Source organism: Kitasatospora sp. NPDC003701 (genome assembly GCF_053587085.1).
This window is the reverse complement of the sequence record NZ_JBSFNM010000010.1, coordinates 193,550-209,342: the sequence shown is the minus strand read 5'-3', so window position 1 is coordinate 209,342 and position 15,793 is coordinate 193,550. Positions and strand designations below refer to the sequence as shown.

The following is a 15,793-nucleotide window of genomic DNA, read 5'->3' as shown; positions in this document are numbered from 1 at the left end:
GTTGACTTTTGGCACGCTGTTGAGTTCTCAAGGAACGGACACTTCCTTCGGACCGCCTTCCAGCGGGCCCTCCGGGCGCTTCGTTCTTTCGTGTTCTCAGCTTACCAGATGTTTTCCGCTCCGTTTCCGGCGCTTCGTTCATCCAACTCGCTGGTGTCTTCTGCGGCTTGACGCCCCGTCCGACGTTTCAAACTCTAGCCGATCCCCGCCCCGAAAGGCGAATCCAGCCGCAACCCATATAAACGGACATGCCGAATACAGCGTGAGCGGCGCCGTCGAAAAGAGATCGGGGCACAGCCCGGCCAGAACCGGAAAGTGGTGTTTCTAGGGATTGGCTGCCCCGGGACCGTCCGCGCAGATACGTGTCCGGTGCTCCCAGCCAGGCAGCTCGAAGAACACTAGACCTGTCAGGAGGACGAGTCAAGTGCCGCTCCCGGCTCCGGGAGCACCGGGAGGTTCTCGTCGGCCGGCAGCTGGAACGCCAGGACGGCGACGTCGTCGTCGTGCTCCGAGGTGACGCCCATGGCCCTGAGCAGGCGGGCGCAGATCACCTCGGGTGCGCCCGCGGCTCCGGCGAGCGTGCGGGCGAGCAGGTCGAGGCCCTGGTCGATGTCCTCGTCCCGGCGCTCCACCAGACCATCCGTATAGAGGACGCCGGTGGTGCCGGGGAGCAGGCGCAGGGTGTGGGAGAGGTGGACCCCGCCCCCCGTGCCCAGCGGCGGGCCGTTCTGTTCCTCACTGCGCAGGACGGTGCCGTCGGGGCAGCGCAGCAGCATCGGCAGGTGGCCGGCGGAGGCGTAGGTGAGGGCGTGGCGCCGAGGGTCCCAGACCGCGTAGGTGCAGGTGGCGATCTGGTTGGCGTCGATCTCCATGGCGAGGCCGTCGAGCAGGCGCATCACCTCGTGCGGTGGCAGGTCGAGGCGGGCGTAGGCCCGGACGGCGGTGCGGAGCTGCCCCATCACGGCGGCGGCGCGCAGACCTCGGCCCATCACGTCGCCGATGACCAGCGCGGTGCGGCCGCCGTCGATGGCGATGACGTCGTACCAGTCGCCACCGACCGCGGCCTCGGCTCCGCCGGGCTGGTAGGTGGCGGCGACCCGGAGGTCGGCGGGCTGGTCGAGCTTCTGGGGGAGCAGGCTCCGCTGGAGGGTGACGGCGGCCTCGCGCTGGCGGCGTTCGGCCTCGCGCAGCCGGGTGGCGGCGAGCACCTGGTCGGTGACCTCGGCGGCGAAGATGAGGACGCCGGCGGGCAGCCCGTCCCTCGGTTCCTCGCCCTCGCCCGGCTCGGACCGGACCTCGGCCCGGTTCTCGCGCCGGCCCTCGGCCCTGCTTTCGGCCCGGTTCTCGGCCCGGCTCTCATGGCGGCTGAGCGGGACGCAGGAGACGTTGTAGTAGCGGTTGCCGGTGAGCCCGAGGATGCAGCGCGCTTTGACGCTGCGCGGACTGCCGCCGCGGATGACCTGGTCCATCAGCGGCAGGACGCCCATCGTGCCGAGTTCGGGCAGCGCCTCGCAGGCGGGCAGGCCAGTGGGCCGGTCGCCGAAGAGCTCGCGGTAGGCGCGGTTGGCGTAGCCGAGCTGGTGCAGCGGGCCGTAGGTGACGGCGACCGGGGCGGGGATGCGGTTCAGCACCTCCCGCAGGTCCTGGGGCCGCTGCGGGTCGAGCACCTCGGTCGGGCTGACGAGGCTGGTGGGGTCGCGGGGGCTGGGGACCACGACGCCGTCGCCGGACGGTGCGCCCTGGTCGGTGCCGCTCCCGGTCGGTGGGGCGGTCCGCCAAGGGGCTCCGGTGAGCCGGGCGCTCCAGCGCATGAGGTTCAAACGACGGCCGCTTCCTCGTTTTCCAGGCATATCATCACTTTTTGTGTGCGGACTGGCACACCGGGTAATGACTCGGTCGGGCCGATCCTGTCAGGCGGAGGCCCGATTCCGGAAGTCGCGCGCGCCAGGCGCGGCCGTCTTGTCGGTCACGGCGGGGCTGCCGTCACGTCGGCCGGTCGTCCGTGGTCCCCTTGCCGAACCCGGCCTCGAACTCCGAGCGGGGGTGCTCCAGCGTCCCGAGCGAGACCACCTCCCGGGAGAACAGGCCGCCCAGCACCCAGTCCATCAGCACCCGCACCCGCCGGTCGGCGCTCGGCAGCCGGCGCAGGTGCCGGGCCCGGTGCAGCCACCAGGCGCGCCGGCCGGTGAGCCGCCCGCCGCGGCTCGTGTGGGCGACGGCGCGGCCCAGCCCCAGCGAGGTCGAGCAGGCGGGGCGGTCCGGCCGGTACTCGACGATGCCCTCGGCGCGGGGGCCGCCGTCCAGCGCGACGAGGACATTGGCGGCGAGCAGCTCGGCCTGGGCGAAGGCGTGCTGGGCGTTGGGCGCGCAGGGCGCCCCGTCCGCGTGCGGGTCCGGGACGGCGGCGCAGTCCCCGGCGGCCCAGACCCCGGGCAGCGCCCGCCCGTCCGGGCCGACCGCCTGGAGGGTGGCCAGACAGCGGATCCGACCGGTGGTGTCCAGCGGCAGGTCGGTGTCGCGCAGCAGCGGGGACGGCCGCACCCCGGCCGTCCAGACCAGGGTCCGGGCGGCGAACCGGCTGCCGTCGGAGAGCAGCACGACCCGGCCGGCGGCCGACTCCAGCCGGGTGCGCAGCCGGACGTCGACGCTGCGCTCGCGCAGCTGGGCCAGGGTGTGCGCGGCCAGTTCGGGCGACTCCTCCGCGAGGATCCGGTCGGTGGCCTCGACCAGCACCCAACGCAGGTCCTCGGGGCTGATGTTGTGGTAGCCGCGGACCGCCGTCCGGGCCATGTCCTCCAGCTCCGCGAGCGCGCCGACGCCGGCGTAGCCGGCCCCGACGAAGACGAAGGTGAGCGCCGCCTGGCGCAGGGCCGGGTCGCGGGTGGCGGAGGCGAGGTCGAGCTGCTCCAGGACGTGATTGCGCAGGCCCACCGCCTCGCCGACGGTGGAGAAGCCCAGGCCGTGCTCGGCCAGGCCGGGCACCGGCGCCGTCCGGGAGACCGAGCCGGGGGCCACCACCAGGACGTCGTAGTCGAGCTCGACCGGGGCGGGCGGTTCGCCGTGGGCGGCGGCGTCGGCCCAGGCGCGGCGGGTGGCGTGCTCGATCCGGGTGATCCGGGCGGTGAGCACCCGGCAGTCGGGCAGCGCCCGGCGCAGCGGGACGACCACGTGCCGGGGGTCGATCGAGCCGGCCGCGACCTCGGCGAGCAGCGGGTGGTACGTCAGGTAGGACTGCGGTTCGACCACGGTGATCTCCGCCTCGCCCCGGTGCAGCCGTTCGCGCAGGCCGCGCTGGAGGTGCAGCGCCGTGGACATCCCGGCGCAGCCGCCGCCGACGATCAGAATTCTGATGGCGAACCTCCTGCCGATGCGACCTTCCCCCGGCCCTCGGCCGGGGGTACCCCCCACCACGCCCTCAATGAAGGACCGTCGGGGGGCCTCTTGTCCACAGTCCGTGCCGGGTCGGTTGGGGCAGGAGTTGCCGCGTGGTGCCAGATGTGCTGCCTGGGTGACTTTCTGACGCACTTTCGGCTTCGAACGGGCGTGAACTATGGTCGGATTGTGCGTCGGGGCGGCCATCGCCATGACAACTGGTGGCGACGCACCGTGGAGCGGCCATTACGGCCTGTTCCAGCGTTGGCCCGAGAACCCGACTGCGGGACCGTGTTCCGGGGAAGGGTAGTTCCCGGACGAGGCCCCGTACGGTGCCGACGCGCCGAGCCGGATGCGCGACCCCGGCCCGGTGGCACCGGCCACGGCGGAGTCCGTGTGGCCGAGCGCGCGCGGTCCTCGTGCGTGTGCGGTCATGGCGCCACCCGGGCGCGGCGAGCGACACAACCGGCTACGAGCGATGGGTCATCGGGTCATTTCTGACAGACGGAGCTGCACCGGGGGGTGCAGGGGCGGGCGACGGCAGGGTCCGGGATCGGGCACCTGCGGGGGAGAGTTGGGATGATGGAGCAGGAGCGACTGTTGGGCCGGGCGGCTGTACCGCGCATCGGCCAGGGCGTGGTGCCGGAGCAACGCAGCCCCACGGACCTGCCACCGCAGGCCGGGGTGGCGTACGCGGCGATCCCCTACCCGGCCGAGCCGCCGCAGGGCGGAGGCGGGCCCGTGTCCGGCGCCCGGTTGCGGGTGGACGCCCGGCGGAACCTGGAGAGCGTGCTGCGCGCGGCCCGCGAGGTGTTCGGCGAGTTCGGCTACGGCGCGCCGATGGAGGAGGTCGCCCGCCGGGCCGGGGTCGGGGTGGGCACCGTGTACCGCCGCTTCCCGAGCAAGGAGGTGCTGGTCCAGCGGATCGCCGCCGAGGAGGTGGCCTGGCTGACGACCCAGGCGCGCGAGTCGCTGTACGGCGGTGGCGGTGCCTGGGAGTCGCTGGCCGGCTACCTGGCCCGGGCGGTGAGCACGGGCGCCGGGCGGCTGCTGCCGCCGGAGGCCTTCCGGTACGCGGAGGAGCTGGGCCGGGTGCCCGAGCAGCGCTCGGTCGATCCGGCCGGGGCGGGCGGCCTCCTCGGCGGCCGGTTCGATCCGCGCCATGCCGGACAGCTGCCGGACGGCGGCGGCGAACCGGCGGCCGACGCGGACCCGCGGCTGCTGCTGCAACTGCTCGCCGCCCTGGTGGCCCGCGCGGGTGCGGCCGGGGAACTGCGGCCGGGGGTGACGGTCGCGGACGTGGTGCTGGTGCTGACCGCCTCGGTGCCGGTGCACGCCGCGCGCACCGCACCGGGGGCGGACCCGTACACGGCGCCGGTGTCGGCCGCGTTCGGCGGTTCGTATCCGGCGTCGGGTGGTCAGCAGACGGACGGTCAACCTGTCGAAGGCCCGGCCGACCGGCTGCTGCGGATCCTGCTGGACGGGCTCCGGGCGCGCTGATCCCGGGCGCACGGGTGGCCGCTACCCCTCGCGGGAGCGGGAGTTGGGCGTCGGACCGGCGCGGGCGGACCGGCCGCGCGCCCGGTGCGGCCGCCGCCGCACCGGTTCACCGGACCGGGCCGAACACATCCGCGACGGCCCCTCGGAAGAGTGGGTCGCGGCGGTCCGGCTACCGCCCAACTCTGCGCTATGCCATCCTTTGCCCGTGGTTGGAGCCAATGTCCCGATGCGCGCCGTTCGCGCGCCCTCGGCGCCGTACAGCGGAGAATCGTGCGCTCACGCACTCCCGCACGCTCTGCCGCACTACGGGGGCTGTCGTGGAATCTGGGGTCCGTTGTGAGCGCCGAGGAACAGAACGACTACGGCTACGGCCTCGACTTCGGCCGCTTCGGCCCGGGCGGACCGAACGGCGGGACGAACGGCCCGGACGGGGGTTCCGGTGCGCCGGAGCACCTGTCGGGCCAGCTCCCGGGGCAGGCGCCCGGTCCGGTGCCGGGTGTGTCGGGGCAGGTGCCTGACCAGGCCGGGATGCCCAGCCGCGAGACCCTCTCCGCCTCCGACGCGCTCCCGTCCACCCGCGTCCCCGGCCAGGCCCCGGCCGGCCGCGGCGGGGTGGCCCCCGAGGCGTTCGTCGGCGGCGGCGCCCCGGCCCGCCCGACCGTCCCGGCCCCCGCCGACCCGGTGGACGGCGAGCGCCCGGCCTCCGACGCCGAGTTGACCGCCCGGGTGCGGGCCGGCGACGACGCCGCGTACGAGGAGATCTACCGCCGGCACGCCGACTCGGTGCGCCGCTACGCCCGGACCTGCTGCCGGGACAGCTTCACCGCCGAGGACCTGGCCGGCGAGGTGTTCGCCCGCACCCTGCAGGCGCTGAAGGCGGGCAAGGGCCCGGAGTTCGCCGTCCGGGCCTATCTGCTGACCGCCGTCCGCAACGTCGCCGCCGCCTGGACCCGCAGCGAGCGGCGCGAACAACTCGTCGACGACTTCAGCACGTTCGCGCAGACCTCGGCCGCCACCGTCGATCTCGACCTGGCCGACCCGGGCGCCGATGCCTGGGCGATGGCGCTGGCCGACCAGCGCATGGTGATGCAGGCCTACGCCGAACTGCCCGAGGACGACCGGGTGGTGCTCTGGCACACCGAGGTCGAGCGGGAGTCCCCCAAGACCGTCGCGGTGATGCTCGGCAAGACCGCCAACGCCACCGCCGTCCAGGCGCACCGGGCCCGCGACCGGCTGGCCGCGGCCTTCCTGCAGGCCCACGTCTCGGGCAGCCAGGCCCGGGCCTGCGAGGCGTACGCCAACCGGCTCGGCGCCTACGCGCGCGGATCGCTGCGCAAGCGGGCGTCGGCGGAGGTCGGCCGGCACCTGCAGGAGTGCGACCGGTGCACGGCCGCCTGCCTGGAACTGTCCGAGATCAACCACGGCCTGCGGGCGCTGCTGCCCGGCGGCGTGCTGGTCTGGGTCGGCGTGGGCGGCTTCAGCGCCGCCGCTGCCGCCGTGGGCGGCGCGGCGGCGGTCGGCGGCGCGGCCGCGGGGACGGTGGCCGCCGCCTCGGGCGGCGCGGCCACCGGGACCACGGGCGCGTCGGCCGGGGCGGCGGCCGGCTCCGCCGGTGGTGCGGCAGGCGGTGCAGCGGGTGGTGCGGCGGGCGGGGGTGCGGCGGGCGGGAGCGGTGGTGCCGGTGCGGCGGCGGGCGAGGGCCTGGGCATGGCGGCCAAGGCCGGGATCGCCGCCGCGGTCGCGGTGGCCGCGGCGGCCGTCGCCGCCTACGCGCTGACCGGCGCGCCCGAGCCGAAGCCCCCGCTGGCCGCTCCGCCGGCCTCCTCCCCGGCCGTGCCCGCGCCGCCGCCGGTGGCCCCCGCCCCGAGCGCGGCGCCGAGCACCCCCGATCCGGTGCCGGTGGAGGCGCCCGCACCGAGCCCCTCCGCCACGCCGTCGCCCTCCCCCTCCCCCTCCGCCACGCCGCGCCCGGCGCCGAAGGTCGTGCCGCCGCCCGCGCCGAGCAGTCCGGCCGCGTCCTCCCCGGCGCCGGCCGCACCGCCCGCGGCGCCCTCGCCGCGGCCGACCGGACCGCCGCTGCCACCGGTGCCACCGCTGCCCGTGGTGCCGACCCCAACGGTGCCCGCCGTGCCCACGCCCGAGGTGCCGGCGCCGCCCACCCCGACTCCCCCGCCGGTGCCGACCCCGACCGTCACCCCGCCGGCCCCGACCGACTTCTGGGCCGACGACCTGCCCGTGCTGAAGCCCGGGAACAACCGGGTACCGCCGCCGACCCCGAGCATCCGGCAGCGGGGCAGCGACTGGTTCTGGCAGCGCGACAGCGTCTCGATCGGCGGCACCCGCCGGGCCCACGGCATCACCGTGCACGCGCCCGCGACCACGGTGATCGACCTCAACCGCAGCTGCACGTCCTTCGACGCGGTGGCCGGGGTGGACGACCTCACCGCCTCGGTCGGCGGCGTGGTCTTCTCGGTGCAGGGCGGCGACGGCCGCACCCTGTGGCGGTCGCCCGCCCTGGCCACCGGGGACGACGCGGTGCGGGTGCGGGTACCGCTGGCCGGGCAGACGTCGATCCGGCTGGTGGTCACCCCGGCGCACGGCATCTGGTCGGCGCTGAACGTGGCCGACTGGGCCGAGGCCCGCTTCAGGTGCGTCTGAAGCGGGCCTCGGGGGGCTCCGGTCGCGGAGCTGTGCGGACCGGACGGCGCAGCGGCGGTGCGGGTCCGGCCGCGTAGGCGCGGGTGCGCGTCAGCCGGCGGTGCGGGTCGGCCGGCGGTGCGGGTCAGACGGCGCAGGAGCCGTCCGCGCAGGCCTCGCCGGCCGGGACGACCGGCACCGGCGCGGGCCGGCGCTCACCGATCTCGTCGGCGACCTGCTCCAGCACCTTGCGGAAGGTCTCGGCCTCCTGGCCGCCCTGGACGGCCCACTTGCCCTCGAAGACGAAGGTCGGCACGGCGGTGATGCCCAGCTCGCGGGCCTCGGCCAGCTGCGCGTTCACCTCGGCGACGCCCTCGTCGCCCGCGAGGTAGGCCGCCGCCCGGTCGCGGTCCAGGCCGGCGGCCGCGGCCACCTCGGTCAGCGCGGCCCGGTCGCCGACGTCCACCCCGTCGCTGAAGTGCGCCTTGAGCAGCGCCTCCTTCAGCCGGCCCTGCACCGCCGCGCCGTACTCGGTCTCGGCGAGGTGGAGCAGCCGGTGGCCGAGGAAGGTGTTCGCGTGCAGGGCGGCGTCGAAGTCGTAGTCGATGCCCTCGGTGCGGCCCAGCTCGGCCACCCGGGCGTCCATCGCGACGGACTGCGGGCCGTAGCGCTCGGCCAGCCACGCGCGGTGCGGGCTCGCGGCCGCCGGGGCGTCCGGCACCAGCTGGTAGGGCCGGTAGACCACCTCGACGTTCTCCTTGCCCGCGAAGCCGTCCAGCGCCTGCTCGAAGCGGCGCTTGCCGATGTAGCACCAGGGGCAGGCGATGTCGGAGTAGATCTCGACCTTCATGGCGGGCGTTCTCCAGGGGTGGGGAGGATGGGTTCCGAGATAGGTGAACGGTGAACCATCTCGGGACATTCCCGGCGCTCACGCCCGGTGCCCGCGCTGTCCGGGGCGGTGCGCTCCGGCACGGGGTGCACCGACCCGGCGTGAACCCTGGTCCGGACGCCCCCGGCTCTCTCGTTCAGCGCTCCGGGGGCGCGGGGACGATCAGGACGGGGCAGGCCGCGTGATGGACGGCGGCCGAGCCGACCGAGCCCAGCAGCAGCCGGCCGAAGCCGCCGTTGCCCCGGGTGCCGAGCACCAGGGTGTGCTGCCGGGCCGAGGCCGCGAGCAGCACCTCGATCACATTGCCGAGCACCACGTGCAGCGACAGCGCCCCCGTGTACGGGCGGATCCGGGCCCGCTGCACCGCGGCGACCGCGCGGCGCAGGCCGTCCGCCATGCTCTCGACCAGCGTCTCGACGCTCTCCTGGACCAGCTCGGCCATCCCCGGCGGGTACCCGGCCGGGGCCGGGTTGACCACCGCGAGCACGTACAGCGGCAGCTCGAACCGCTCGGCCTCGGTCATCGCCCGGTCCAGCGCCCAGAGCGAGCCGTCCGAACCGTCGCACGCGGCCAGCACCCCGGGCGGGCGGCCCGTCGGCGGCCGGCCGAGCACCGAGAGCACGACGGGGACGGACGGATCCGGGCTGGCGCTGGTCACCACGGCCTCCACGGGGACGGGACGGGATGGCGTCATGATCGCCCGCCCGGGGGACGCGGCCGTCGAGCCGCGCCGAGCCGGACGAGGAGGCCGGACCGGTCGGCCTCCCCGCACCCTTCCCGGGTGCCGACCGGGGCGGTCAGGCGAAGCGGGCGGCGGGCAGCGCGGTGCGCCGGGCGAGCGGCAGACCGGTCCAGCAGGCGCCGTGGCGGCGGGCGCGGACGCGGCGGAGCCAGAGTTCGGTGAAGACCAGCTCGGCGAGGCCCGCCAGGGTGCCGGGCGCGAGCGGGGCGCCGGGCTCGGCGGAGCGGGCGAGGCCGGCCCGCACGGCGGCGAGGTCGATCAGCCCCGCCTCGGCGAGCAGCGGGGCGTCGAAGAGCTCGGCGATGCCGTCGGCGGCGAGCCGCAGGCCCGCCCGGGCGGGGGCGGTGCGGTCGGGGCGGGGGCCGCGCCCCCAGTCCGGCGGCAGGTCGGTGCGGCCGGCGCCGGTGAGGACGGCGTGCAGCAGGGCGTGCCGGGCGCCGGGCTGGAGCCGGATGTCGTCGGGCAGCAGCCGGGTCGCGCGGACCACCTGGTTGTCCAGGAACGGCGCGTGCAGCCGCTGGCCGGGCTGCTCGGCGGCGTGGACCAGGGTGCGGAACCCGCGTGCGTGCCGGTGGAGGGCGTACCGGGCCCGGCGCACGCCTGGTGGTTCGGCGGGCGCCGGCTCGCGCGCCGCCAGGCGCAGCCGCAGCGCGACCGCGGAGAGCGCCTCGTCGGAGAGCCAGCGGGCCGCCGGTCCGGGCACGCACCAGACCAGGTCGTCCGCCGAGCGGGCACCCGCCGTCCCGCCCCCGTCCGGGACCTGCCGCAGCGTCAGCCGCACGGCCGCGTCGTCGAGCGCGTCGGCGTACCGGATCCGGGAGAGCCGGTGGGCCGCGCGGACCACGGTGAGCGGGGTGCGCAGCGCGCCCGCCAGGACGCCGGCCGTCGCCCGGTCGGCGCCGGCCAGCGCGGCGACCGGGGGCAGCAGTTCGCGCGGCCGGCCGGCCCGGACGAGGTCGGCCAGCCGGGCCGGGTGCCCGTCCAGGACCTGGCGGGCGCCGTAGCCGGTGAGGTGGTCGGTACCGCCGGCGTCGAAGCGGGCCCCGGCGCGGGCGGCGGCGATGAGTTCGGGGCCGGGCTCGTCGGTGAGGCGGCCGGTCCGCGGGTCGGCCCGCAGGTCGGCGTAGGGGAGGGTGTCGGGGCCGGGGGCGAGCACGGTGTGCCGCAGCCGGGGGGTGTGCGGGGCGAGCGCCAGGGTGGCCGGGCCCTCGGTCTCGCCGAGGGTGACGGCGGCCAGCTGCTCGGGGGCGGGGCGGCCCGGGGCGGACGCCCGGGCCCAGGAGCCCTTGACCGCACCGTTCCTGGCCCGGGCGCCGGGCCCGGGCGCCGTTTCCGCCACCGCGGCCGTGGCCGCTCCGGCGGCGACCGGCACCGGCGGGACGGCCGCGGCGAGCAGGGCGACGGTGGCCGAGGCCGTCCCGTACGAGAGGTCGACCCCCAGCCGGGCCCGGCCGGCCTCGGCGGACCCGGACCCGGGGGTGCGGACCCGGGAGCGGACGGACTCCAGCAGGGCGCGGGTGAGTTCGCGGACGGCCGGCGCCTCGCCGCGCGGCTGCGGCCCGCCACCGGGCTCGTCGTACGCCGCGAGGTAGGGGCGGCCGCCGCGAATGGCCAGCGTGTGGCCGGGCGGTACGCGCTGCACACCCAGGTACGGGGTGCCGGTGCCGAGCGCCTCCGGCGACTCGGGGCAGGCGAGCCGGGCGGCGAGGTGGCCGGTGTCCAGGGGCGCACCGACCAGGTCGGCGAGCGGGAGCGCGGCGGTGGCGTAGGCGGTGCCGTCGCCCCAGGGGGTGTGGAAGACGGGCTGGGCGCCGGCCAGGTCGGTGAGCAGGGCGGTGGAGCGGGTGCCGGTGCGCAGGACGACGGTGTAGCTGCCGGGCCAGGTGGTGAGGTGGCGGACGGCGCCGCCGCGGGCGGCGGCGAGGCCGGCGGCGAGCTCGGCGTCGGAGGCGCCGCAGTGGCCGAGGACGGCGAGCCGGGTGGTCGCGGGGGTGTCCTCGACCGGGTCGGGGGCGACGGGGCCGGTGGTGACCACGGCGGGGGCGCCGGGGCGCAGGGTGACCAGCCGGATCTCCTCGGACCGCCAGTCGCCGACCGCCCAGAGCGGGTTGGGCCCGGCCCAGAGGGGGCGCGCGGCGATCGGTACCACCGCACCGGGTGCCTCGTGCGCCGGGGCGCCCGCTCGGGGCGCACCCGTGCTCCAGCCCGTCAGCCACCGCATCGCGCCTCCACCGGACGAGGACCTGCACCGTGCGGCGCGTCCGCTCCGGACGGCCCGGCCGGCCCGTGGCGCGCCGCGGCGGCCGGCCGCCGCGATCGGGCGCGCCGTCAGGAGACATCGTGCCACCGCTCGCCCGTCCCGTGACCGGAGTTGGCGTTTCCGATTCGTCCGCGGGGCTGCGCGGGCGCACCGCTGCCCGGGCACCGCCCTCCCGGCGGGGGCCGAACGCGAACCGGCCACCGTCGCGGCGGCCACGACGCCCGGCCGCGGCCGCGCGCCCCGTGCGGGCCCGGTCCGGCGGGCCGCTCCTCGACCGGGCGGGCCGGGCCTCCCCCTCCCCGGCCCGGACCGCCCTTTCGCCGCCTTTGTCATGGCCATCGCGATATGGCCGAAAGGCGTCGTCCGGCCCGGGAGGGCATCCGCATGCCCTCCCGGACTTCGCCACCGTCCGCGGGGATTGAGACGGCGGCATCCCCCGGCCCGCCGGGTCCTCGACGGCGGGCCGACCCACGACCACCAGCGAATCGCCGACCGGCCGGTCGGGCCAGGGGGCACGGCCGGGCGCACATCGACACGGGACCGGAGCACAACGCTCCGGCGCGCGGCCGGCCCGATCGGCCCCGGCCACTTCCGGGTGGTCCGGCCCGACCCCCGCCGGACCGCCCGCCGCCCGCCGCCGGGTGCGCGATCCCGCCATCCGGAATGCGGCCTCTTAACCCTCGGAACGCGTCCGACTACTCTAGGTACAGCAGCTACGGCCCGGTGCCGCCCGGGCCCCGCGCACAAGGCCGCAGGAGGTGCCGCCGCCACCATGACCGTCAGCCCACGAGGACCGAACGAACGGCTCGGCACACTCCTGACCCTCGCCCAGATCAGCAACGCCGGCCTGGCCCGCCGGGTCAACGACCTGGGCGCCCAACGCGGGTTGACGCTGCGCTACGACAAGACCTCGGTGGCCCGCTGGGTCAGCAAGGGCATGGTCCCGCAGGGCCCGGTGCCGCACCTGATCGCCACCGCGATCGGCGGCAAGCTCGGGCGGCCGGTGCCGCTGGAGGAGATCGGCCTCGGCGACACCGACCCGGCACCCGAACTCGGCCTGGCCTTCCCGCGCGAGGTCTCCGAGGCGGTCCGCTCGGCCACCGACCTCTGGCGGGTCGACCTCGATCTGCGGCGCGGGCCCGGCGGCGGCCGCTGGAGCGACAGCCTGGCCGGCACCTTCTCGGTCGCGGCGTACGCGACGCCGGTCTCCCGCTGGCTGATCAACCCGGCCGACGGCTCGGTGGCCCGCGAGGCCCCGCGCACGCCCGCCGAGGCCGGCTCGTACCGGGTCGGCCACTCGGACGCCGCCAAGCTCCGCGAGGCCGCCCAGGAGGCCCGCCGCTGGGACTCCAAGTACGGCGGCGGGGACTGGCGTTCCTCGATGGTGCCGGAGTGCCTGCGGGTGGAGGCGGCGCCGCTGCTGCTGGCCTCCTACAGCGACGCGGTGGGCCGGGCGCTGTTCGGCGCGACGGCCGAACTCACCCGGCTGGCCGGGTGGATGGCCTTCGACACCGGCCAGCACGAGGCCGCCCAGCGGTACTACATCCAGGCCCTGCGGCTCGCCCGGGCCGCCGCCGACGTACCGCTCGGCGGCTATGTGCTGGCCTCGATGAGCCTGCAGGCCGGTTACCGGGGCTTCGCCGAGGAGGCGGTCGACCTCGCGCAGGCCGCGCTGGAGCGCAACCGCGGGCTGGCCACCACCCGCACCATGAGCTTCTTCCACCTGGTCGAGGCACGGGCCCAGGCCAAGGCCCGCAACGCCGCGGCGTGTGCGACGGCGCTCGGCGCCGCGGAGAGCGCACTGGAACGGGCGCGCGCCGGGGATCCCGATCCGGCGTGGATCGACTTCTACGCCTACGACCGCCTCGCCGCCGACGCCGCCGAGTGCTTCCGCGACCTCGGAGTGCCCTCCAAGGTCCGCCAGTTCACCCGGGAGGCGCTGGCCCGGCCCACCGAGGGGTTCGTCCGCTCGCACGGGCTGCGGCTGGTGGTCTCCGCGATGGCCGAGGCCGAGGCCGGCAACCTGGACGCGGCGGTCGCGGCCGGCGAGCGGGCCGTCGAGGTCGCCGGCCGGATCTCCTCGCAGCGCAGCCGCGAGTACGTGGTCGAGATGCTCCGCCGCCTCGAACCCTTCCAGGGCGAGCGCCGGGTCAGGGAGTTGACGGAACGGGCGCGCGCGGTGATCGTCGCCCCGGCGTAGCGGATCCCCGCGGGTAATTCGGATGCACGGGCGGGAGAGGCCTGGCTAAGGTCTCTCTCGTCCAGGTGCGCAGGCAGAGGTTACTTCCACTGTTAATGGGCGGGTCGCGGGTTCGAGTCCCGCCACCGGCTTTCGGGCCGGTGTAGCTCAGTCGGTAGAGCAGCTTCGTCACCTCAGCCGCCTTCGATCTCTGGACACCACATTCCTGAATAGGTTTTCCGCACCTCCCGGTGCGACGGCAGCGGTTACTTCGGTCGAGTGCCCCCAGCGGGGCGCGTTGAAGCTGGTCTCCATCGACCGCCGCCCACTTTGATCTCGGGAGGCAGAGCGCCGGGGTGCCCGGTGCGCAGGCGGGGGTTACTTCGGATCTTGCGGTTCCGGGTTCGAATCCCGGGCGTGCCGTTCGCGGCCGCTAGCTCAATCGGACAGAGCACAAGGCATACACCTCCGCCGAGGCCGGCCGCCGGGCCGGCACGATCTCGGGCACCCCTTCCTTCGCCGTGCCTCCTGCGCGTTCCACCGTCCAGCAGGGGGATTTCACCATGTCGCGTTTCAACACCCGTACCACCAGGCCCAGTCCGAACTCGCCCGTGACCACCACCGGGCGGCGCACCGCCAACCACAACGGCGGCACCGGGTTCCTGCGCGACGCCAAGTCGGAACTCTTCCTGTTGGCGGTGGCCAACCTCGTGGGCCAGGACACCTTCCACGAGAAGGGCGGGGCCCGCGACGACCGCTACACCGCGCTGGTGCGCGAACTCGCCGTCACCGACCCGGAGTGGACCCTCGGCCTGCTGCGCTGGCTGCGGTACGGCGCGCACCTGCGCACGGCCGCACTGGTCGGCGCCGCCGAGTTCACCCGCGCCCGGCTGGACGCCGGGGCGCCGGGCTTCTCCCGGCAGGCCGTGGACGCCGCCCTCCAGCGCGCGGACGAGCCCGGCGAGCTGCTCGCCTACTGGACGTCCCGTTACGGCCGCGCGCTGCCGAAGCCGCTCAAGCGCGGCGTCGCGGACGCCGTCCGCCGGCTCTACCACGCCCGCTCGCTGCTCAAGTACGACACCGCCGCCAAGGGTTACCGCTTCGGCGACGTGCTGGAGCTGACCCACCCCTCGCCCGACCCGGCCAAGCCGTGGCAGGGCGAGCTGTTCCGCTACGCGCTGGACCGCCGGCACCGGCCGGACGAGGCCGTCCCGCCGGCCTCGGACGCGCTGCTCACCGCCAACCGCGAGCTGCTCGCGCTGCCCGTCGAGCAGCGCCGGGCGGCGGTCACCGCCGAGGGCGGCGCCGAGCGGCTGGCCGCGGCGGGGCTGACCTGGGAGGCACTGGCCGGCTGGCTGCAGGGGCCGCTGGACGCGGCGGTCTGGGAGGCGGTCATCCCGTCCATGGGTCCGATGGCGCTGGTGCGCAACCTGCGCAACTTCGACGGGGCCGGCGTCTCGGACGAGGTCGCGGCCGACGTCGCGCGGCGGATCGCCGACAAGGGCGAGGTGCTCCGCTCCCGCCAGTTCCCGTTCCGCTACCTGGCCGCGTACCGGCACGCGCCGTCGCTGCGCTGGGGGCACGCGCTGGAGACGGCGCTCTCCCACTCGCTCGCCAACGTGCCCTCGCTGCCCGGCCGGACACTGATCCTGGTCGACCGCTCGGGCTCGATGTTCGACCGGCCGAGCGCGCAGACCCTGCTCAACCGGGCCGACTCGGCGGCGATCTTCGGGACGGCCCTGAAGGTCCGGGCCGCCGACGCCGACCTGGTCGAGTTCGGCTCCACCAGCCGGGTCGTCGAGGTGGGCCGGGGCGAGGCGGTGCTGCGCGTCCTGGAGCGCTTCGGCGACCTCGGCGGCACCGCCACCGCCGCCGCCGTCCGCGCCCACTACCGGGACCACGACCGGGTCGTCATCGTCACCGACGAGCAGACCGGCCCCGGCCACCGGAACGACGACCCGCTGGCCGCCGTACCGGCCCGGGTGCCCGTCTACACCTGGAACCTGGCCGGGTACGCCGCCGGCCACGGCCCGAGCGGCTCGGCGCACCGGCACACCTTCGGCGGGCTGAGCGACGCCGCGTTCCGGCTGGTCCCGCTGCTCGAATCGGGCCGCGACGCGACCTGGCCGTGGCTGGAGACCCGGGGCCGCTGAGGCCCCCTCGACCGGCCCCGCCCGCCGTGGCAGCATCGGCGGCGGGCGGGGGCCGGGTCGA

At 76.3% G+C, this 15,793-nt stretch carries 8 protein-coding genes and 1 pseudogene; 4 read left to right on the top strand and 5 right to left on the bottom strand.

What is annotated here, in order from left to right:
* Positions 1-464 precede the first annotated feature (464 nt).
* A pseudogene (locus ACWDRR_RS13075) lies at positions 465-1,850 on the bottom strand (PP2C family protein-serine/threonine phosphatase); the annotation flags it as partial.
* Between the two features lie 133 nt (positions 1,851-1,983).
* Positions 1,984-3,351, bottom strand: a complete 1,368-nt coding sequence (locus ACWDRR_RS13070; protein WP_449772246.1) for an NAD(P)/FAD-dependent oxidoreductase — start codon at positions 3,349-3,351, stop codon at positions 1,984-1,986.
* A 600-nt stretch (positions 3,352-3,951) separates the two neighbouring features.
* Here ACWDRR_RS13070 and ACWDRR_RS13065 point away from each other — a divergent pair.
* Together ACWDRR_RS13065 and ACWDRR_RS13060 are read left to right on the top strand one after the other, a co-directional pair.
* Positions 3,952-4,872: a TetR/AcrR family transcriptional regulator gene (locus ACWDRR_RS13065; RefSeq protein WP_449772236.1), complete on the top strand. Its 921-nt coding sequence runs from the start codon at positions 3,952-3,954 to the stop codon at positions 4,870-4,872.
* A gap of 336 nt (positions 4,873-5,208) precedes the next feature.
* Positions 5,209-7,530, top strand: coding sequence for a sigma-70 family RNA polymerase sigma factor (locus ACWDRR_RS13060; RefSeq protein ID WP_449772235.1), 2,322 nt, complete (start codon positions 5,209-5,211; stop codon positions 7,528-7,530).
* A 124-nt stretch (positions 7,531-7,654) separates the two neighbouring features.
* Here the strand turns inward: ACWDRR_RS13060 and ACWDRR_RS13055 are convergent, their stop codons facing one another.
* From ACWDRR_RS13055 to ACWDRR_RS13045, 3 genes are all read right to left on the bottom strand, one after another.
* Positions 7,655-8,359 (bottom strand): DsbA family oxidoreductase, encoded by a 705-nt coding sequence (locus tag ACWDRR_RS13055; RefSeq protein WP_449772234.1) that lies wholly within the window; start codon positions 8,357-8,359, stop codon positions 7,655-7,657.
* A gap of 175 nt (positions 8,360-8,534) precedes the next feature.
* Positions 8,535-9,056 (bottom strand): universal stress protein, encoded by a 522-nt coding sequence (locus tag ACWDRR_RS13050; RefSeq protein WP_449772233.1) that lies wholly within the window; start codon positions 9,054-9,056, stop codon positions 8,535-8,537.
* 139 nt (positions 9,057-9,195) lie between these two features.
* On the bottom strand, positions 9,196-11,361 hold the full coding sequence (locus ACWDRR_RS13045) for an asparagine synthase-related protein (protein ID WP_449772232.1): 2,166 nt from the start codon (positions 11,359-11,361) through the stop codon (positions 9,196-9,198).
* A gap of 811 nt (positions 11,362-12,172) precedes the next feature.
* Here ACWDRR_RS13045 and ACWDRR_RS13040 point away from each other — a divergent pair.
* The gene (locus tag ACWDRR_RS13040; protein ID WP_449772231.1) at positions 12,173-13,600 is read left to right on the top strand and encodes an MFS transporter; all 1,428 of its coding nucleotides are present in this window, start codon (positions 12,173-12,175) and stop codon (positions 13,598-13,600) included.
* Positions 13,601-14,142: 542 nt separating this feature from the next.
* Complete coding sequence (locus ACWDRR_RS13035) at positions 14,143-15,732, top strand: TROVE domain-containing protein (protein ID WP_449772230.1); 1,590 nt, start codon at positions 14,143-14,145, stop codon at positions 15,730-15,732.
* Positions 15,733-15,793 lie beyond the last annotated feature (61 nt).